The organism is Pseudomonas sp. Marseille-Q5117 (genome assembly GCF_946901175.1).
In the GTDB taxonomy this organism is placed as follows: Bacteria; Pseudomonadota; Gammaproteobacteria; order Pseudomonadales; family Pseudomonadaceae; genus Aquipseudomonas; species Aquipseudomonas iranensis.
In genome coordinates, this window is record NZ_CAMPPP010000002.1 from 535124 (window position 1) to 555031 (window position 19908).

The following is a 19908-nucleotide window of genomic DNA, read 5'->3' on the forward strand; positions in this document are numbered from 1 at the left end:
GCAATCCGCGCGGTTTATTACACCGCAGCGTTGTAGAACTGCTCGCTACTCTTCTGCTCCACCAGTGCCTGCTCGATCGCAGCTTGATGAACCTCATCGGAATGCTCCTCGCGGGCCTCCGGCTGGATACCGAGGCGGGCGAACAACTGCATGTCCTTGTCCGCCTGCGGGTTGGCGGTGGTGAGCAATTTGTCGCCGTAGAAAATCGAGTTGGCGCCGGCGAAAAATGCCAGGGCCTGCATCTGCTCGTTCATCGCTTCGCGACCGGCGGACAGGCGCACATGGGATTGCGGCATGAGGATGCGCGCCACGGCGAGCATGCGGATGAAGTCGAACGGGTCGATGTCTTCGGCGTTTTCCAGCGGCGTGCCGGCGACTTTTACCAGCATGTTGATTGGCACCGACTCCGGGTGCTCCGGCAGGTTGGCCAGCTGGATCAGCAGATTGGCGCGATCGTCCAGCGATTCGCCCATGCCGAGGATGCCGCCGGAGCAGATTTTCATCCCCGACTCACGCACGTAGGCCAGCGTCTGCAGACGCTCGCTGTAAGTGCGGGTGGTGATGATGCTGCCGTAGAACTCCGGCGAGGTGTCGAGGTTGTGGTTGTAGTAATCCAGACCGGCCTTGGCCAGCGCTTCGGTCTGCTCCTGATCGAGACGGCCGAGGGTCATGCAGGTTTCCAGGCCGAGGGCTTTCACCCCTTCAACCATCTTCAACACATACGGCATGTCTTTGGCGGATGGATGTTTCCACGCCGCGCCCATGCAGAATCGCGTCGAACCAATGGCCTTGGCGCGGGCCGCCTCTTCGAGGACCTTCTGCACTTCCATCAGCTTTTCTTTTTCCAGACCGGTGTTGTAGTGCCCGGACTGCGGGCAGTACTTACAGTCTTCCGGGCAGGCGCCGGTCTTGATCGACAGCAGTGTCGAGACCTGCACGCGGTTGGCATTGAAATGTGCGCGGTGCACCGTTTGCGCCTGGAACAGCAAGTCGTTGAATGGCTGTACGAAGAGTGCTTTGACTTCGGCCAGAGACCAATCGTGACGCAGGGTGGCAGTGGTGCTCGCGCTCATGGGCAATTCCTTGGTTATGCTTGGCTGGCGCCGGGGAAAATGGAATATCCACAGGCGCTACACGGATGTTCGGCATATTTAAGGAAGAGCGATGCGCTGTCAACCGCAATACCAAGGACAGGTTTACATCTGTTTAAAAAACGTACAGACCTGTTTGCTGTGCGATGAGCCCGCAGAAGCACAAATGCCAATGTGCGAGGCCTGCGAAACCGAATTGCCCTGGCTCGGCAGCCATTGTCAGAGCTGCGCTTTGCCGCTGGCGGCGGATGGCCTGACTTGCGGCGAGTGCCTGCTAGAGCCTCCAGCCTTCGAGCAGGTCGCCGTGCCCTGGGTTTATGGCTTCCCGGTGGACAGTCTGATTACACGGTTTAAACACAACGCGAAATGGCCGCTTGGTCACCTGCTCGCCGACGTTCTCGGCCAATACCTGCAGCATCGCTTCGCCGAAGACTTGCCGCGACCCGATGTGTTGCTACCGGTGCCGTTGGCGAATAAACGCCTGCGTCGGCGCGGATTCAATCAAGCGGCGATGCTCGCGCGCTGGTTGAGTGTGTCGCTGGATTTGCCCTGTGAAGAACAGGTGCTGCGGCGAGTCATGGACACCGACGCCCAACAGGATCTCGACGCCAAGGCGCGCAAACGCAATTTGCGCAATGCCTTTGCGCTGGCGCCTGATGCAGAGGCAAGCGGCCGCCATTTCGCGCTGGTGGATGATGTTCTGACCACGGGCGCGACCGCTCAGGCGCTGGCGCGGTTGTTGATGAATGCTGGTGCGGCGCGGGTTGATGTGTATTGCCTGGCTCGTACGCCGAAGCCCGGTACCTGAGCTCAACTCCTACAGGTTGTGTGTTCGGCTTGACTCGCGCGTTGCAAGTGGCCAACGTCCCTCTCATCGCCCGAGCCAGAAGCGTTCTGCCATGTCCCTGCCCTCCCTGCTTTCCCAGCACATCGTCCGCCGTCCGCAGCGCATTGCCCTGCTGCAACACATCGCCGAGCAAGGCTCGATCACCCGTGCGGCGAAGAGCGCGGGGCTCAGTTACAAGGCGGCATGGGATGCGATCGATGAGTTGAACAATCTGGCGCAGAAGCCCTTGGTCGAGCGCGTGGTGGGCGGCAAGGGTGGCGGCGGCGCCAGACTGTCCAGCGAGGGCGAGCGGGTGCTGCGCCTGTATCAGAAATTGCAGGCATTGCAGGCGCAGGTGCTGGAAGCGGCGGAAGACGCCAGTGATCTCGACCTGCTCGGGCGTCTGATGCTCAGGACCAGCGCGCGCAATCAACTGCATGGCACGGTGGCAGCGATTCAGGCGCAGGGGCGCAACGATCTGATCCACCTCGAACTGGCCGAAGGCATTGCTCTGGATGCGCAGATCACCCACGACAGCACCGTACATCTGGAATTGCAGATCGGTACCGAAGTGATGGCGCTGATCAAGGCTGGCTGGCTTGAGTTGCTCGGCGCCGATCAGTCGACAACGCCCGGACACAATGTCCTGCGCGGCACCATCGAAGCCATCCTCGATGCCGAGGACGGTCCCAGCGAGGTGCGCATTTCCCTGCCCAACGGCCAGACACTTTGCGCCTTGGCCGAACCGCTGCACTTGCGCAACCAGCAACTCGCCGTGGGGTCTGCGGTGCAGGTGCAATGCGCGCCGTCCAACGTGCTGATCGGCACGCCGCTCTGATTTGTCCCTGCCACAAAAGCGTCATCGACCCGCATTAAGGTGTTGCCCATAACCAAGCAGGGAGCCTGATGTGAGCCTATTAGAAGAAAACCAATCCACTGATCTGGAAAAAATGGTCGGCCTCAGCCGTCGCGGTTTCATCAGCGCCGGTGCCTTGTGCGGCGCGGCGATGTTCCTCGGCGGCAACCTGCTGAGCCGCAGCGTCATGGCCGCCAGCGTCAGCGCCGGCAACAGCCGCCTGCTCGGTTTCGAGAGCATTCCGGCGGCGACCACCGACGCCATCAGCCTGCCCAAGGGTTACAAGTCTTCGGTGCTGATCAGTTGGGGCCAGCCGTTGCACAAGAACGGCCCGGCTTTCGATCCGAGCGGTAACGGCACCGCTGCCGCACAGGAAGTGCAGTTCGGCGACAACAATGACGGCATGAGCCTGTTCGCCTTCCCGGACGACAAGAACCGCGCGCTGATGGCGATCAACAACGAATACACCAACTATCGCTACCTGTATCCGCATGGCGGCATGCCGCAGTCGGCTGAGGATGTGCGCAAGGCATTGGCCTGCGAAGGCGTGTCGGTGATCGAAGTGCAGCGCAAGAACGGCCAGTGGCAATTCGTCCAGGGCTCGCGCTACAACCGTCGGATTCACGGTAACTCGCCGCTGCGCATCAGCGGTCCGGCCCGCGGCCACGACTTGATGAAAACCGCTGCCGACAAGCACGGTAAGAAAGTTCTCGGCACCTTCCAGAACTGCGCCAACGGCAAGACACCGTGGGGCACCTACCTGACCTGCGAAGAAAACTTCACCGACTGCTTCGGCAGCAGCAACGCCCAGCAGCAGTTCGATGCCGCGCAAAAGCGCTACGGCGTTGTCGCCAGCAGCAAGGACATCAACTGGCACCCGCACGACCCGCGCTTCGACATGGCCAAGAACCCCAACGAGCTCAACCGTCACGGCTGGGTGGTCGAGATCGATCCGTTCGATCCGCAATCGACCCCGGTCAAACGCACCGCGCTGGGCCGCTTCAAACATGAAAACGCCGCACTGGCCGAGACCGACGATGGTCGCGCTGTGGTGTACATGGGCGACGACGAGCGTGGTGAGTTCATCTACAAATTCGTCAGCCGCGATCGCATCAACCATCGCAATCAGAAAGCCAACCGCGACATCCTCGATCACGGCACTTTGTATGTGGCCAAGTTCGACGCCGGCGACGGCAACCCTGATCACCCGAAAGGCCAGGGCCAGTGGATCGAACTGACCCACGGCAAGAACGGCATCGACGCCAGTAGCGGGTTTGCCGATCAGGCGCAAGTGCTGATCCACGCGCGCCTTGCCGCCAGCGTGGTTGGCGCAACACGCATGGACCGTCCGGAGTGGATCGTCGTCAGCCCCAAGGACGGCCAGGTTTATTGCACCCTGACCAACAACGCCAAGCGCGGTGAAGACGGGCAACCGGTGGGCGGTCCAAACCCGCGCGAGAAGAACGTCTACGGGCAGATTCTGCGCTGGCGTACCGACCGCAACGATCACGCCTCGAAGACGTTTGCCTGGGATCTGTTTGTGGTCGCCGGCAATCCGGGCGTGCATGCCGGGACGCCGAAGGGTGGCTCATCCAACATCACCCCGCAGAACATGTTCAACAGCCCCGACGGTCTGGGTTTCGACAAGGCCGGACGCCTGTGGATTCTCACCGACGGCGATTCGAGCAACGCTGGCGACTTCGCCGGGATGGGCAACAACCAGATGCTCTGCGCCGATCCTGCGACCGGTGAGATTCGCCGTTTCATGGTCGGGCCGGTGGGTTGCGAAGTGACCGGAATCAGCTTCTCGCCGGATCAGAAAACCCTGTTTGTCGGGATTCAGCATCCGGGCGAGAACGGCGGTTCGACCTTCCCCGAGCATCTGCCCAATGGCAAGCCAAGGTCTTCGGTGATGGCGATTACCCGCGAAGACGGCGGGATTGTCGGCGCCTGATAAACCGCTCTCGCGAGCAGGCTCGCTCCCACAGGGAATCGCATTCCAAGGTGGGAGCGAGCCTGCTCGCGAAGAGGCCCGGGCAGACACCAACACCCTTCGCGCCGCCATCTGCGCTACCATGCCGAGCCGGACGCAGCAGCCTGCTGCGCGCAGGAGTCAGCATGGCCCACCCGTTTGAAACCCTCACCCCCGATCTCGTCCTGGATGCCGTTGAAAGCATCGGTTTCCTCAGCGACGCGCGCATCCTGGCGCTCAACAGCTACGAAAACCGTGTGTATCAGGTCGGTATCGAAGACTCCGAGCCGCTGATCGCCAAGTTCTATCGTCCGCAGCGCTGGACCAACGAGGCCATAATCGAAGAGCACCAGTTCACTTTCGAACTGGCCGACATCGACATTCCGGTGGTAGCGCCGCTGATTCATAACGGCGAAACCCTGCATGAGCACGCCGGCTTCCGCTTCACCCTGTTCCCGCGTCGTGGTGGCCGGGCGCCGGAGCCGGGCAATCTTGATCAACTCTATCGCCTCGGCCAGTTGCTCGGGCGCATGCATGCGGTGGGCGGCACCAAGCCGTTCGAGCTTCGCGAAGCCCTCGCCGTGCAGAACTTCGGCCATGCCTCGCTGAACACTTTGCTCGAAGGCAATTTCATTCCCAAGAGCCTGCTGCCGGCTTACGAGTCGGTTGCCCGCGACCTGCTCAAACGCGTCGAAGACGTCTACGCCGCCACGCCGCACCAGAACATCCGCATGCACGGCGACTGCCATCCCGGCAACATGATGTGCCGCGACGAGATGTTCCACATCGTCGACCTCGACGACTGCCGCATGGGCCCGGCGGTGCAAGATATCTGGATGATGCTCGCCGGCGATCGCCAGGAGTGTCTGGGACAGCTATCGGAATTGATGGACGGCTACAACGAATTCCATGATTTCGACCCGCGCGAGCTGGCGCTGATCGAACCGTTGCGCGCCCTGCGCCTGATGCACTACAGCGCTTGGCTGGCGCGGCGCTGGGACGACCCGGCATTCCCGCACAGCTTTCCGTGGTTCGGCACGGAACGGTACTGGGGCGATCAGGTGCTGGCATTGCGTGAACAGTTGTCGGCACTGAATGAAGAACCGCTGAAGCTTTTCTGATACAAACCTGAAACCTGTGGGAGCGAGCCTGCTCGCGAAGGCGTCATTTCAGGCAACATCGATGTTGAATGTCAGACCGCCTTCGCGAGCAGGCTCGCTCCCACAAGATCGTTGTTCACAACTCTATGAACATTGGTCTACGACATTCGCGGACAAATCTCCTTACAATCCCTCCTTTGTCAGCTGCCTGAGCAAGGATTCTGCATGCAAGCCGCCAACCCGCGTCGCGGGTACATTCTGGGCCTGAGCGCCTACATCATCTGGGGCCTGTTCCCGATCTATTTCAAAGCCATTGCCGAAGTCCCGGCCGTCGAGATCATCATCCACCGGGTGCTGTGGTCGGCGCTGTTCGGTGCGTTGCTGCTGATGGTGTGGAAACACCCGGGCTGGCTGCGCGAGTTGCTCGACAATCCCAAGCGCCTGGCGATTCTGGCTCTGAGCGGCACGCTGATCGCGGCCAACTGGCTGACCTACGTGTGGTCAGTGAACAACGGTCGCATGCTCGAGGCGAGTCTGGGTTACTACATCAATCCGCTGGTCAACGTGCTGTTGGGCATGGTGATCCTTGGCGAACGACTGCGGCGCATGCAGTGGATGGCGGTCGGGCTGGCTGCCATCGGCGTGGCGCAGCAGGTGTGGCAGGTCGGCAGTCTGCCGTGGGTGTCGCTGGCGCTGGCGCTGACCTTCGGTTTCTATGGCCTGATCCGCAAGCAGGCGCCGGTCAAGGCGTTGCCGGGACTGGTAGTGGAAACCTGGATGCTGGTGCCGATCGCAATTGCGTGGTTGCTGTTCAATCAGACTGCGACGAGTGTGCAGCCAGCCTTCTGGACCACCTCCGAAGCCTGGTGGCTGGTGGCCGCCGGCCCGGTGACGCTGGTGCCGCTGGTGTGTTTCAACGCCGCCACCCGCCACTTGCCCTACACCACCATCGGCTTTTTGCAATACATCGCGCCGACGCTGGTGTTGCTGCAAGCCGTGCTGCTGTTTGGCGAGCATTTGTCGTCCAGCACGCTGGTCGCGTTCATGTTTATCTGGGCCGGTCTGGCGGTCTACAGCGTCGATGCGTGGATAAGTCTGCGCCGGCGCGCCTGATCAAAAAACGCACAAACCTCCGCAGGCCACGGTTCTCGTGGCCTGCATCGTTCCTTCCCAAGCTTATCCACAGCGTGATCCCCGCCGTTTGTGCGCAAGTCACTGAATGTTGGCGGTTTTTTGATCAACGGGCGCAAAGCCACGGCCGGCGTGGCGTGGCGGTCTGTCTCTACAGGTTATCCACAGGCAGGTGCACGTTAAACCTGAATAACCATGTCTGCGCTTAAACCTCTGTGCGTAACACCAGTTCGACCATCAGATCATCGGCCAGGGTTTCCAGGCGCGCCTGCAGAACGTCGAGCGACAAGGTCAGCGGCACCGCCAGAATCGCCTCGGCGTGAAACAGCGGCTCGCTGCTCATTGGCGCCGGGCGCACTTCCGTCACCAGCCGCTCCAGATTCACACCCTGCTCGCTCAACAGCCGAGTGATATCGCGGACGATACCCGGCCGGTCATTGCCGACCAGCTCCATGGCGATCGGTTTCCAGGTGCAGGACTGCTCCACTCCACTTTCAGCAATCAACACGCGAATGCCATGTGCCGACAACGCTTGCAGGGCATCGACCAATTCGTCGTAAGCCTCCGCCGGCACGCCCACGCGCAGGATCCCGGCGAACTGCCCGGCCATGCGTGACATGCGGCTTTCCAGCCAGTTGCCGCCGTGCTCGGCAATGCATTGGGCGATGCGCTCGACCTGCCCGGGCTTGTCCGGGGCGAAAACGGTGAGTACGAGATGGTCCATGGCGCAGCCCTCTTGTCATGACTTTTGTTATCGAAGGGCAAGTATAGGCAAGCGGATTGATTCAGCCTGACCCAGTGTTGGCAGATGATGACCTGTGGCGAGGGGATTTATCCCCGTCCGGCTGCGCAGCAGTCGTGAGTCCTGCCAATTGGGTCTGCCAGCCGGACCGCAGGGGGCGGCTTCGCCCCCCAACGGGGATAAATCCCCTCGCCACAAATCGTTACACCCGAATTGCTCCTTAGCAGGCCCACAGTAATTATGTGTACAACTTTCGATATTTAGCTGGAACAATCCAATGCTTTTTTGAGAACATCCCGTTCCGCGACGTGACCGCAATGCGTCATGAGGTCGCAGAACGACGTAATTAGTCTGATTTTCACAAGCGCAACTCATCATGTAGTATGCCGCAGCGCGCACTACATAACGCTGGATCGATGTCTGCCTAAGGCCCTTCGCAACCCTGAAAGCCCCGTCAGCAAGGCCTCCAAGCCGTTGATTGGTTCTAGCCCAGCCGCCAGCAATGGCATGTACTGGTCCGCAGGTTTGTGGTTTAAATGGCCAGAAGCTTCATTGTTAAATTGACGAGCTGAAAAGCGAAATAGCTGAGCAGAGTGAGGCAAGCAATGACTGAACACGTTCAAGTCGGTGGCCTGCAGGTCGCCAAAGTCCTGTTCGACTTCGTGAACAACGAAGCCATTCCCGGTACCGGCCTCACCGCCGAACAATTCTGGGAAGGTGCCGACAAGGTCATTCACGACCTGGCGCCGAAGAACAAAGCCCTACTCGCCAAACGCGATGACTTCCAGGCGCGCATCGATGCCTGGCATCAGCAGCATGCCGGCCAGGCGCATGACGCCGTGGCCTATAAAGCTTTCCTGCAAGAGATCGGTTATCTGCTGCCAGAAGCGGCTGATTTCCAGGCGACGACGCAAAACGTCGACGATGAAATCGCCCGCACCGCCGGCCCGCAACTGGTCGTGCCGGTGATGAATGCGCGCTTTGCGCTCAACGCCTCGAACGCCCGCTGGGGTTCGCTGTACGACGCTCTCTACGGCACCGACGCGATCAGCGAAGACGGCGGCGCGGAAAAAGGCAAAGGCTACAACAAAGTGCGTGGCGACAAAGTCATCGCCTTCGCCCGCGCCTTCCTCGACGAAGCCGCGCCTCTGGCCGCAGGCTCCCACGTCGATTCGACCGGCTACAAAATCGCTGACGGCAAACTGGTCGTGACGCTCAAGGGCGGCAGCAACAGCGGCCTGCGCGATGACGCTCAGTTGATCGGTTTCCAGGGCGACGCCAACGCGCCGATCGCGGTGCTGCTCAAGCACAACGGCCTGCACTTCGAAATCCAGATCGACGCCAGCACCCCGGTCGGCCAGACCGACGCCGCCGGCGTCAAAGACATCCTCATGGAAGCGGCGCTGACCACGATCATGGACTGCGAAGACTCCGTGGCCGCCGTCGATGCCGACGACAAAGTGGTGATCTACCGCAACTGGCTCGGCCTGATGAAGGGCGACCTCGCGGAATCCGTGTCCAAGGGCGGCCAGACCTTCACCCGCACCATGAACCCGGATCGCACATACACCGCGCCCAACGGCGGAGAAGTGACCCTGCACGGTCGTTCGCTGTTGTTCGTGCGCAACGTCGGCCATCTGATGACCATCGATGCGATCCTCGACAGTCAAGGCAACGAAGTACCGGAAGGCATCCTCGATGGTCTGGTGACTTGCCTGGCAGCAATGCACAACCTCAACGGCAACACCTCGCGGCGCAATACCCGCACCGGTTCGGTGTACATCGTCAAACCGAAAATGCACGGCCCGGAAGAAGCGGCGTTCACCAACGAGCTGTTCGGGCGCATCGAAGACGTCCTGCGCCTGCCGCGCAACACCCTGAAAGTCGGGATCATGGACGAGGAGCGCCGCACCACGGTCAACCTCAAGGCTTGCATCAAGGCGGCCAGCGAGCGTGTGGTGTTCATCAACACCGGTTTCCTCGACCGCACCGGCGACGAAATCCACACCTCCATGGAAGCCGGCCCTGTCGTACGCAAGGCTGACATGAAGGCCGAGAAGTGGATCGGCGCCTACGAGAACTGGAACGTCGATATCGGCCTGAGCACCGGCCTGCAAGGTCGTGCGCAAATCGGTAAAGGCATGTGGGCCATGCCGGACCTGATGGCCGCGATGCTCGAGCAGAAAATCGCTCACCCGCTTGCTGGTGCCAACACTGCGTGGGTACCGTCGCCGACTGCCGCTGCGTTGCACGCGCTGCACTACCACAAGGTTGACGTGTTTGCGCGTCAGGCTGAACTGGCCAAACGTGCGCGCGCCTCGGTGGACGACATCCTGACCATTCCATTGGCAGTGAACCCAAGCTGGACACCAGAGCAGATCAAGAACGAACTGGACAACAACGCCCAGGGCATTCTCGGTTACGTGGTGCGCTGGATCGACCAGGGTGTCGGCTGTTCGAAAGTGCCGGACATCAATGACGTCGGCCTGATGGAAGACCGTGCGACGCTGCGTATCTCCAGCCAGCACATCGCCAACTGGCTGCGCCACGGGATCGTCACCGAGGAACAAGTGATGGAAAGCCTCAAGCGCATGGCGCCGGTGGTCGACCGCCAGAACGCCAACGACCCGCTGTATCGCCCGCTGGCACCGGACTTCGACAGCAACATCGCCTTCCAGGCGGCGGTCGAACTGGTCATCGAAGGCACCAAGCAACCGAACGGCTACACCGAGCCGGTGCTGCACCGTCGTCGTCGTGAGTTCAAGGCCGCGAATGGTCTGTAATTTGCGCTGACGCTGGAAATGAAAAAGGCCCTGATCGAGAGATCAGGGCCTTTATGTTTTTGAGGTGGATTGATCGTTCCCACGCTCTGCGTGGGAATGCAGCCCGGGACGCTCCGCGTCCCACAACTGCGGACGCGGAGCGTCCATTGATGCATTCCCACGCAGAGCGTGGGAACGATCATCTGCTGGGCAACGGGATGTATCTTAAGGCTCGATGCCCAATTCATGCTTCACCAACTCAAGCAGCTTCCCCGTATCAATCGGCTTGAGCAGAAAATCCACCACGCTCAAGTGCATCGCTTCGATCGCATCTTTCACGTCGGCATCGCCGGAGACGATGATGATCGGCATCGCTGCCCGTACCGATTCACGCACCTGGCGAATCAGCTCGAGGCCGTCGACATTGCCCATGCGCAGGTCGGTAATCACCAGACCGATCGAAGGCTTTTCATCGAGCATTTTCAGCGCGGTTTCACCGCTGGCTGCGGTCATGCAGCGAATGCCGTCCAGCGCGAGAATTTCCGACAACAGCTCGCGGGCGTCCTTGTCGTCGTCGACGATCAGGACACGCTGCGGCGGCAGATCAGGTTCGAGCATCACTGCGCTGAGCGCTTCCCGCTCGGCGTCGCTCAAAATATCGTGGTCGGACATGGCGCTCTCTAAATGTTCAAACAATCCCTGGCAAGTCGTCAGACATCACCGGACAGCGCTTCAATGTGCACTTCGTCGGAATTTTTTCCAAGTGGCTAGCGCAAGCTTTTCCGAGCTTTTGCGTAGGTTATTTCCGAAAATTGGCCAATGGTGGCAAAACCTAGACTTACGTCCAATGGGCACCCTGCCCGCCGGGGCCGACCATGGTCGCAACGATCCGACAACAACAATTCGAAAAAGACTGCGGTAATGGTTATGAGCAAAGCGGACGCCTTCACCCAGGCAGGGAAAACCGCGGTGTTGCAGAACATTCAGGGCACCCTGCAATTCCTCCAGCGCTTCCCGCCCTTCAATCAGATGGAACATGCCCACCTCGCCTATCTGGTGGAGCAATGTCAGCTGCGTTTTTTTGCCCAGGGCGAGAGCATCATCAAACCGGCCGACGGCCCGGTGGAGCACTTTTATATTGTCAAACAGGGGCGAGTGGTCGGCGAACGCCAGCACATCACCAAGCCCGGCACCGAGACCACCTTCGAAATCACCACCGGCGAATGCTTTCCGCTGGCCGCGCTGCTCGGTGAACGCGCCACACGCACCGAGCACCTGGCGGGCGAAGACACCTTCTGTCTGCAACTGAACAAACTGGCGTTCATCAAACTGTTCGCCCTTTCCAGCGCCTTCCGCGATTTCGCTTTGCGCGGGGTCAGCAGCCTGCTCGATCAGGTCAACCAGCAAGTCCAGCAAAAAGCCGTTGAGACCCTCGGCACCCAATACTCGCTGAACACCCGTCTCGGTGAACTCGCGATGCGTCATCCGGTGACTTGCAGCGCCGAGACGCCACTGCGTGAAGCGGTGAAGCTGATGCACGAGCAACAGGTCGGCAGCATCGTCGCGGTGGATGAGCACAAGGCGCCGCTGGGGATTTTCACCCTGCGCGATTTGCGCCATGTGGTCGCCGAAGGTGTCGGCGATTTCAGCGACGCCATCGAACAGCACATGACCCGATCACCGTTTTATCTGTCGCCGGATCACAGTGCCTTCGATGCGGCGATCGCCATGACCGAGCGGCACATTGCTCACGTCTGTCTGGTCAAGGATCAGCGCTTGTGCGGCGTGGTGTCCGAGCGTGATCTGTTCTCCCTGCAACGGGTCGATCTGGTGCACCTGGCCCGAACCATCCGCAGCGCGCAACGGGTCGAACAACTGGTGACCTTGCGCGGCGAGATCGGCCAACTGGTCGAACGCATGCTCGCCCACGGCGCGTCGTCGACGCAGATCACTCACATCATCACCCTGCTCAACGATCACACGGTGTGTCGGGTGATCGAATTGACCCTCGCCGAAAAGGGCGACCCGGGCGTGCCGTTCAGCTGGCTGTGTTTCGGCAGCGAGGGCCGACGCGAGCAGACGCTGCACACCGATCAGGACAACGGCATCCTGTTCGATGCCCGCGATGCCGCGCACGCAGCAGAGATTCGCGGCAAGCTGCTGCCGATTGCCCAGCAGATCAACCAGAGCCTGGCGCAGTGCGGTTTCACTCTGTGCAAGGGCAACATCATGGCCGGCAATCCCGAGCTGTGTCTGTCGCGGGCCGAATGGGCGCGACGCTTCGCGGCGTTCATCCGCGAAGCCACGCCGGAGAACCTGCTGGGCTCGAGCATCTATTTCGACCTGCGCGTGGTCTGGGGCGATGAACAAGGCTGCGAGCAATTGCGCCGGGGCATCCTCGATCAGGTCGGTGACAACCGTCTGTTCCAGCGCATGCTCGCCGAAAATGCGCTGCGCAACCGCCCTCCCGTTGGGCGTTTCCGTGAATTCGTGCTGGCCCGCAAGAACGGCGAGAAGGCCACGCTGGATCTGAAAATCCAGGGCCTGACGCCATTCGTGGACGGCGCCCGTTTGCTGGCGCTGGCCAACGGCATTGACGCCAACAACACCCTCGAACGCTTCCGCCAACTGGTCGATAAACAAGTCATCGAGCCGCTCGACGGCGCGGCGTATGAAGAGGCCTATCACTTCATTCAACAAACGCGGATGCAGCAGCATCAGTTGCAGACCCGGGAGAACCAGCCGTACTCCAACCGCGTCGATCCCGACAGCCTCAATCATCTCGACCGGCGCATCCTGCGCGAATCCCTGCGCCAGGCGCAGCGCCTGCAAAGCAGCCTGACCTTGCGGTATCAGCTATGAGCCTGTTCTCCTGGCTACGCCCGGCCAGCCCCGTGGTGTCGGCGGATTTGCAGCAGCGGCTGGCGAAGCTGCCGGCGCTTGCCGGACTGAGCGAATGCAGCCTGCGCGAGCAGCGCTGGGTGGTGCTGGACCTGGAAACCACCGGCCTGAATATGAGCAAGGATCGGGTTCTGTCGATCGGCGCGGTGGTGATCGAGGACGGCGCGATCGATTTCAGTCAGCAGTTCGAGCGCACGCTGCAATGTCGCGAGCTGAAGCTAAGCCCCAGCGTACTGATTCATGGCTTGGGGCCGAATGCGATTGCCGCAGGCAGCGACCCGGCGGAAGCGTTGCTGGAGTTGCTGGAGTTCATCGGCGACAGCCCGGTGCTGGCGTTTCATGCGCCGTTCGATCAGCACATGCTCGGGCGCGCAGTGAAAGAACACTTGGGGCATAAGCTGCAGCATGTGTTTCTGGATGTGGCGGACATCGCGCCGCTGTTATGTCCGCAGGCGCAGATCCGCGAGGCGGGGCTGGATGAGTGGATCGAGTGGTTCCGCCTCGAAGTGTTCGAGCGGCATAACGCGAGTGCCGATGCGCTGGCCACGGCGGAGTTGGCGTTGATTCTGTTCAGCCGCGCGCGGGCGCAGCAGATTTACAGTCCGTTGCAGCTGCAGCAGCGGTTGAGTCAGTGGAAGCGCAGGCAGCAGGCGCCGTCCTTTTAGCTTTTCGGCACCTCTCCAGCCGCCTTCGCGAGCAGGCTCGCTCCCACAAGGCAACGCGTTGCGTCAGATCACCTGACCAGTGGCCAATTGCTAACCATTCCCACCTCTGCCAGAATCGCGAATTATTCTCGTTAGTTAACATTTCCCAATCGGTGATGTCCGGTGTCGTCAGTGCCCAACCCCCACAGTGAGCTCGTCGGTGCGATGTATCGCGACCATCGCGGTTGGCTGCTGGCGTGGTTGCGGCGCAATGTGGCGTGTCCGCAGCGTGCTGAGGACCTGAGCCAGGACACGTTCGTGCGCCTGCTCGACCGCGACGAATTGCTGACGCCGCGCGAACCTCGGGCGTTTCTGGTGGCGATCGCCAAAGGCCTGTTGTTCGACTACTTCCGCCGCGCCGCGCTGGAACAGGCCTACCTCACCGAACTGATGCTGATCCCCGAAGACGAACAACCGTCGGTTGAAGAACAGCAAATGATCCTCGACGACCTCAAAGCCATCGATCGCCTGCTCGGCAAGTTGTCGACCAAGGCTCGTGCGGCCTTCCTGTACAACCGCCTCGACGGCCTCAGCCACGCCGAGATCGCCGGCAAACTCGGCGTCTCGGTACCGCGCGTGCGGCAGTATCTGGCGCAAGGCCTGCGCCAGTGTTACATCGCCCTTTACGGTGAGCCGACATGACCGCGGCCAGTTCGCGGCCGGTGCCGGCGCATGTGTTGGACGCGGCGATTGCCTGGCAATTGACCCTCGATTCGAGCACCGCACTGGAGCGCGAGGAATTCGCCAAATGGCACGCGGCCCATGAAGAACACGCCCGCGCGTGGCGTCAGTTGGGCATGCTCGATCAGCGTTTCAGCGTCGCCAAAGGCCCGGCCCGAAGCGCGTTGCTGCAATCGCGCGAAGGCATTCGCCGGCGCGTGCGCAAACTCGGCAGCGGGCTGGCCAGTGTCGTGGTGGTTATCGGGCTGGGGCTGTTTGTCAGTGAGCGCTACCTGCCGCTGGATTACTGGCTCGCCGATCAGCGTACCGCCACCGGCGAACAACGCACCGTGCGCCTGTCCGACGGCACTCTGCTCAACCTCAATACCCACAGCGCGGTCGACGTACGCTTCGATGACGAGCGCCGCTTGATTGTGTTGCAGGAAGGCGAAATTCTCGTCGAGACCGGGCATGGCGACGTGCGGCCGTTTATCGTCGAAACCCGCGAAGGCAGCATGCGCGCGCTGGGCACGCGGTTTCTGGTCAAGCGCGAGGACGATGGCACACGCCTGAGCGTGTTGCAGTCAGCGGTGGCGGCACATTCCCAAGCCAACCCGCAAGAACAGATTCTGCGCGAAGGCCAGCAGGTGCTGTTGCGTAGTGACGGGCTGGGCTCGATTGCCGCCCTCACCCCCGGCGCCGATGCCTGGACGCGCGGCATGCTGGTGGTGGACAACGCGCGGCTGGGCGATCTGGTGCATGAGCTCGGGCGCTATCGTCGTGGCCATCTGGGCGTGGCGCCGGAAGTGGCCGATCTGCGCATTACCGGCAGCTTTCCATTGCATGACACCGACAAGGCCCTGAGCGCTTTGCTGCCGACCTTGCCGGTGCAGATCGAGCGGCATACGCCGTATTGGGTCACCGTGGCGAAGGCGGAGCCCTCCGCCCCTTGACATGATCGTTCCCATGCTCTGCGTGGGAATGCAGCCCGGGACGCTCTGCGTCCCTGCCGAAGCGGACGCAGAGCGTCCATTGAGGCATTCCCACGCGGAGCGTGGGAACGATCAGTGTGGGAGCGAGCCTGCTCGCGAAGGCGCCATCAGCCGCACAACCATTTCCTGCCAAAAAGAATTTCCACCCAGCCCTATCACTTTTCCAATCTCGTCCGGCACACAGGCAATTGAGAAATATTTCCATTCAGGAGCCGCCGTATGTCCCGTTCGCCAGACACCTTGTTGCGCCCCAGTCTGCTGGCTTTTGCCATCGCTTTCGGCACGCCGCTGATCAGCAGTCCGTTGCTCGCCGCTGAGCAAGCGTCCAGCGTGCGCGCCTACAACCTGCCGGCGGCGCCGCTGTCGACCACCCTGAACCAGATCGCCAGCCAGGGCGGCCTCGCCCTGTCGCTCAATCCTGCGCTGGCCGCCGGCAAAACCTCGGCGCCGGTCGACGGCCAGTACGACGCCGCCGGTGCCCTGCGCGCGGCTTTGCGCGGCACCGGTCTGCAGCTGGAACAGAGCAGCGCCGGCACTTACACCCTGGTGGCCGTGCCGGAAGGCACGCTGGCCCTGCCGGAAACTTCGGTCATCGGCGTGGAAAACTTCGAAAGCGCCTGGGGCCCGGTCGAAGGCTACACCGCGACTCGCACCGCCGCCGGCACCAAGACCGACACCGCGCTGGTCGAAGCACCGCGTTCGATTTCGGTGGCAACCCGTCAGCAAATGGACGACCGCAGCGTGCACAGCCTCGACGACGCGGTGCGCTACATGCCGGGCATCACCGCCAGCAGCTACGGCAGCGACACCCGCGCCGACTGGCTGCGCGTGCGCGGTTTCGAACCGACCCAGTTCCTCGATGGCCTGCCGCTGCCCAAAGGCGTGTACGCCAACCCGAAACAGGAAACCTGGAACCTCGACCGCCTCGCCCTGCTGCGTGGCCCGGCCTCGTCGGTGTACGGCCAGACCCCGCCGGGCGGTTTGCTCGACATGGTCAGCCGTCGCCCGAGCGCCGAGACCAGCAGCGAAATCCAGTTGCAATACGGCAGCGACAATCACCGCCAGATCAACTTTGCCAGCACCGGCAAGATCGATGACGCCGGGCAGTTTCTCTATGGCCTCAGTGGTGTGGTACGCGACAGCGGCACCCAGGTCGATCACGTCGACAACAAGCGCTACAACATCGCGCCGAGCCTGACCTGGAACATCGATGACGACACCAAACTCACTCTGCTGAGCCAGTTCACCCGCGACGACACCGGCATCACCAGCCAGTTTCTGCCCATTCAGGGCACGAAGATCAAATCGCCGCTCGGTGATATTTCCCATCACAAGAATCTCGGCGATCCGGATTGGGAATACTACGACCGCACCTACTACGCGTTGGGTTATGCCTTCGAACATCGGTTGAACGATGTCTGGCAGTTCAAACAGAACCTGCGCTACACCAAGTCGGACCTGTCGTTCCAGTCGCTGACACCCGGTTCCTACCCGTTCACTACCGTGGATGCAGAGGGCAACGTCGGCCGCACCAGCACCAGCGTCGACGAAGACATCAGCCAGTTCGCCGTGGACAACAACTTCCAGGCCGACTTCGCCACGGGTGAGATTCGCCACACCTTGCTGCTGGGTCTGGATCACCAGCGCAGCAACACCAACTACACCTCGATTTTTGGCGATGGTCTGCAAACCAACGTCATCAACCCGATCTACGGCCAGCCGATCGTACGTCCGGCGCGCTCCACGGCGTTTTACGACTACAACCAGAAGACCTATCAGACCGGCCTCTACGTGCAGGACCAAATGGCTCTCGACCAGTGGCGCCTGACCCTCGGCGGCCGTGAAGACTGGGTGCACACCAGCACTGAATTCTTCAACAAGGACGACGCGACCAACACCCAGCGTGACAAGAAATTCAGCGGCAACGCGGCGCTCAGCTACGTCTTCGACAATGGCTTCGTGCCGTACCTGTCCTACGCCGAATCGTTCCAGCCGACCACCGGCGCCGATGCCACCTCGACCGGCTCGCTCAAGCCAACCGAAGGCAAGCAGTGGGAACTGGGCATTAAATACCAGCCTCCGGGCAGCAAGACCCTGCTGACCGCCGCCGTGTATGACCTGACCCAGAAGAACGTCGCGGTGAACACCTTCGTCAACAACGTCTCGGTGACCAGCCAGACCGGCGAAGTGAAGGTCAAAGGCCTGGAACTCGAGGCCGTGTCGGATGTGACCGATAACCTCAAAGTCATCGCCGCCTACACCCTGGCCAAGTCCGAAGTGCAGAAAGGCATCGACAAGGGCAATCGTCTGCAACTGATGCCCAACCAACAAGCCTCGCTGTGGACCGACTACACCTGGCACACCGGCGTGCTCGACGGTTTCGGTATCGGTGCCGGCGTGCGCTACACCGGCAACACCTACGGCGACAAGGCCAACACCTGGCTGGGCAAGGCTGACGCCTACACCGTGTTCGACGCCAGCGTGCATTATGATCTCGGCCGTCTGGACAACAGTCTGAAGGGTGCATCGCTGGCGGTGAATGCGACCAACCTGTTCGACAAGGACTACATTTCCACCTGCGACAGCTTCTACTGCTACTACGGCGACCAGCGCAGTGTCGTCGCCAGCGCCACTTACAAGTGGTAAGCCAGTGAGCTGAAACAGGCCCTGTTCCCAGGCCGTCCGTACCGGACGGCTTTGGTGTTTTTGAAGGTCATGCAATGAAAAGTAAAACCATCCGCCGCTGGTCGTTCATCCACACCTGGACCAGCCTGATCTGCACGGTGTTTCTGCTGATGCTGGCGCTGACCGGTCTGCCGCTGATTTTCAGCCACGAGATTGATCACGCGCTAGGCAACGCCCCGGAACTGCGCGAGATGCCGGCCGACACGCCGCAACTCAACCTGCAGCAACTGGTCGATGCCGCGCAGAAACATCGCCCGGGCGAAGTCATGCAGTACTTCGGTTATGACGACGAAGAGCCGAACGCGGCGTTCGCGATCATGGCCAAGACGGCCGACACCGAGCCGAATTCTTCGCACACCTTCATGCTCGATGCGCGCACTGGCGAAGCGCTGGAAACCCCTTCGGCCAACGGCGGCTTGATGCTGTTCATCCTGCGCCTGCATGTCGACATGTTTGCCGGGCTGCCGGGCAAGCTGCTGCTGGCGTTCATGGGCCTGCTGTTTGTCGTGGCGATCGTCTCCGGCACGGTGTTGTACTTGCCGTTCATGCGCCGCTTGAAGTTCGGCACCGTGCGCCAGGACAAATCCACCCGCCTGCGCTGGCTCGATCTGCACAACCTGATTGGCGTCGTGACCCTGACCTGGTGCCTGGTGGTGGGCGTGACCGGGGTGATCAGCGCCTGCGCCGACCTGCTCATCGCTGCGTGGCGCAACGACGCGTTGACCACGCTGATCGCGCCTTATCGCGATGCGCCGCCGCTGTCCCAACTGGCGCCGGCTACGCGGCTGCTCGACATCGCCGAGGAAGTCGCACCGGGGATGAAGCCGGATTTCATCGCCTTCCCCGGCACACGCTTTTCCAGCGAGCACCATTATTCGGTGTTCATGAAGGGCGGCACGCACCTGACTTCGCACCTGCTGACGCCGGTGCTGATCGACGCCACGACCTTGCAGGTCACCGCCGTGGCCGAACGGCCGTGGTACATGGACGCCATGGGCATGTCGCAGCCGCTGCACTTTGGTGACTACGGCGGCATGCCGATGAAGATTCTCTGGGCGACGCTGGATGTGCTGACGATCATCGTGCTGGCCAGTGGCGTTTATCTTTGGGTAGTGCGGCGCAAGGCGGCCAAGCCTGTATTGGAAGCGGCGGAGGCCTCGGCATGAAGCCGCGTCAGTCGAGTTTCTGGAAAGTTTTCAGCACACCGATCGTGATCGCGCTGCTCAGTGCGGCGGGGCTGTTTGCGGCGTTGCTGGGGGATGGAATCTGGGATGCCTTGAGCTGGGTCGGGCTTGGTGTGCCGGCATTTCTGGCGATAAGAGGTTTTCTGCCGCGAAGCTGAGAATCCCTTGTGGGAGCGAGCCTGCTCGCGAAAGCGCCCAGACATTCAACATCAAAGTCGACTGTCACGACGCCTTCGCGAGCAGGCTCGCTCCCACATGGGTTCTGCGCCGGACTCGAGCAGGCTATGCTGCCCGATCATTGT

The 19908-nt window shown here is 61.4% G+C and carries 16 protein-coding genes; 13 read left to right on the forward strand and 3 right to left on the reverse strand.

Annotated elements, in window-relative coordinates:
• Positions 1-17: 17 nt before the first annotated feature.
• Positions 18-1073, reverse strand: a complete 1056-nt coding sequence (gene bioB, locus OC605_RS05650; RefSeq protein ID WP_016772860.1) for a biotin synthase BioB — start codon at positions 1071-1073, stop codon at positions 18-20.
• Between the two features lie 91 nt (positions 1074-1164).
• Here bioB and OC605_RS05655 point away from each other — a divergent pair, with 91 nt between their 5' ends.
• The 5 genes from OC605_RS05655 to rarD all read left to right on the forward strand — a co-directional run bounded on the left by OC605_RS05655 (position 1165) and on the right by rarD (position 6958).
• Positions 1165-1899: a ComF family protein gene (locus OC605_RS05655; protein ID WP_262136466.1), complete on the forward strand. Its 735-nt coding sequence runs from the start codon at positions 1165-1167 to the stop codon at positions 1897-1899.
• 91 nt (positions 1900-1990) lie between these two features.
• Positions 1991-2755: a TOBE domain-containing protein gene (locus OC605_RS05660; protein WP_262136467.1), complete on the forward strand. Its 765-nt coding sequence runs from the start codon at positions 1991-1993 to the stop codon at positions 2753-2755.
• A 70-nt stretch (positions 2756-2825) separates the two neighbouring features.
• Positions 2826-4727, forward strand: a complete 1902-nt coding sequence (locus tag OC605_RS05665) for a PhoX family protein (protein WP_133336042.1) — start codon at positions 2826-2828, stop codon at positions 4725-4727.
• A gap of 164 nt (positions 4728-4891) precedes the next feature.
• Positions 4892-5866, forward strand: a complete 975-nt coding sequence (locus OC605_RS05670; RefSeq protein WP_262136468.1) for a serine/threonine protein kinase — start codon at positions 4892-4894, stop codon at positions 5864-5866.
• 204 nt (positions 5867-6070) lie between these two features.
• Complete coding sequence (gene rarD, locus OC605_RS05675) at positions 6071-6958, forward strand: EamA family transporter RarD (RefSeq protein WP_186568909.1); 888 nt, start codon at positions 6071-6073, stop codon at positions 6956-6958.
• Between the two features lie 223 nt (positions 6959-7181).
• Here the strand turns inward: rarD and OC605_RS05680 are convergent, their stop codons facing one another.
• Positions 7182-7700, reverse strand: a complete 519-nt coding sequence (locus tag OC605_RS05680; protein WP_016772854.1) for a glycine cleavage system protein R — start codon at positions 7698-7700, stop codon at positions 7182-7184.
• Between the two features lie 623 nt (positions 7701-8323).
• Here OC605_RS05680 and OC605_RS05685 point away from each other — a divergent pair.
• Positions 8324-10501 carry a malate synthase G gene (locus OC605_RS05685; protein WP_262136469.1) on the forward strand — a complete coding sequence of 726 codons (2178 nt, stop codon included), beginning with the start codon at positions 8324-8326 and terminating at the stop codon, positions 10499-10501.
• A 204-nt stretch (positions 10502-10705) separates the two neighbouring features.
• On the opposite strand, the gene OC605_RS05690 is transcribed toward OC605_RS05685, so the two are convergent.
• A complete protein-coding gene (locus tag OC605_RS05690) occupies positions 10706-11152 on the reverse strand; it encodes a response regulator (protein WP_016772851.1) in 447 nt (148 codons plus the stop codon).
• Positions 11153-11407: 255 nt separating this feature from the next.
• On the opposite strand from OC605_RS05690, the gene OC605_RS05695 reads away from it, so the two are divergent.
• The 7 genes from OC605_RS05695 to OC605_RS05725 all read left to right on the forward strand — a co-directional run bounded on the left by OC605_RS05695 (position 11408) and on the right by OC605_RS05725 (position 19764).
• A complete protein-coding gene (locus OC605_RS05695) occupies positions 11408-13342 on the forward strand; it encodes a putative nucleotidyltransferase substrate binding domain-containing protein (RefSeq protein ID WP_316044630.1) in 1935 nt (644 codons plus the stop codon).
• On the forward strand, positions 13339-14046 hold the full coding sequence (locus OC605_RS05700; RefSeq protein WP_197891300.1) for a PolC-type DNA polymerase III: 708 nt from the start codon (positions 13339-13341) through the stop codon (positions 14044-14046). Before OC605_RS05695 ends, OC605_RS05700 begins: the two co-directional genes overlap by 4 nt.
• A gap of 204 nt (positions 14047-14250) precedes the next feature.
• A complete protein-coding gene (locus OC605_RS05705; protein ID WP_262136488.1) occupies positions 14251-14727 on the forward strand; it encodes an RNA polymerase sigma factor in 477 nt (158 codons plus the stop codon).
• Positions 14724-15698, forward strand: a complete 975-nt coding sequence (locus OC605_RS05710) for a FecR domain-containing protein (protein ID WP_262136471.1) — start codon at positions 14724-14726, stop codon at positions 15696-15698. Before OC605_RS05705 ends, OC605_RS05710 begins: the two co-directional genes overlap by 4 nt.
• Positions 15699-15956: 258 nt before the next feature.
• Positions 15957-18383: a TonB-dependent siderophore receptor gene (locus OC605_RS05715; RefSeq protein ID WP_262136472.1), complete on the forward strand. Its 2427-nt coding sequence runs from the start codon at positions 15957-15959 to the stop codon at positions 18381-18383.
• A 74-nt stretch (positions 18384-18457) separates the two neighbouring features.
• Complete coding sequence (locus tag OC605_RS05720) at positions 18458-19588, forward strand: PepSY-associated TM helix domain-containing protein (RefSeq protein WP_262136473.1); 1131 nt, start codon at positions 18458-18460, stop codon at positions 19586-19588.
• Positions 19585-19764, forward strand: a complete 180-nt coding sequence (locus tag OC605_RS05725; RefSeq protein WP_016772844.1) for a hypothetical protein — start codon at positions 19585-19587, stop codon at positions 19762-19764. The genes OC605_RS05720 and OC605_RS05725 overlap by 4 nt, the downstream gene beginning before the upstream one ends.
• Positions 19765-19908 lie beyond the last annotated feature (144 nt).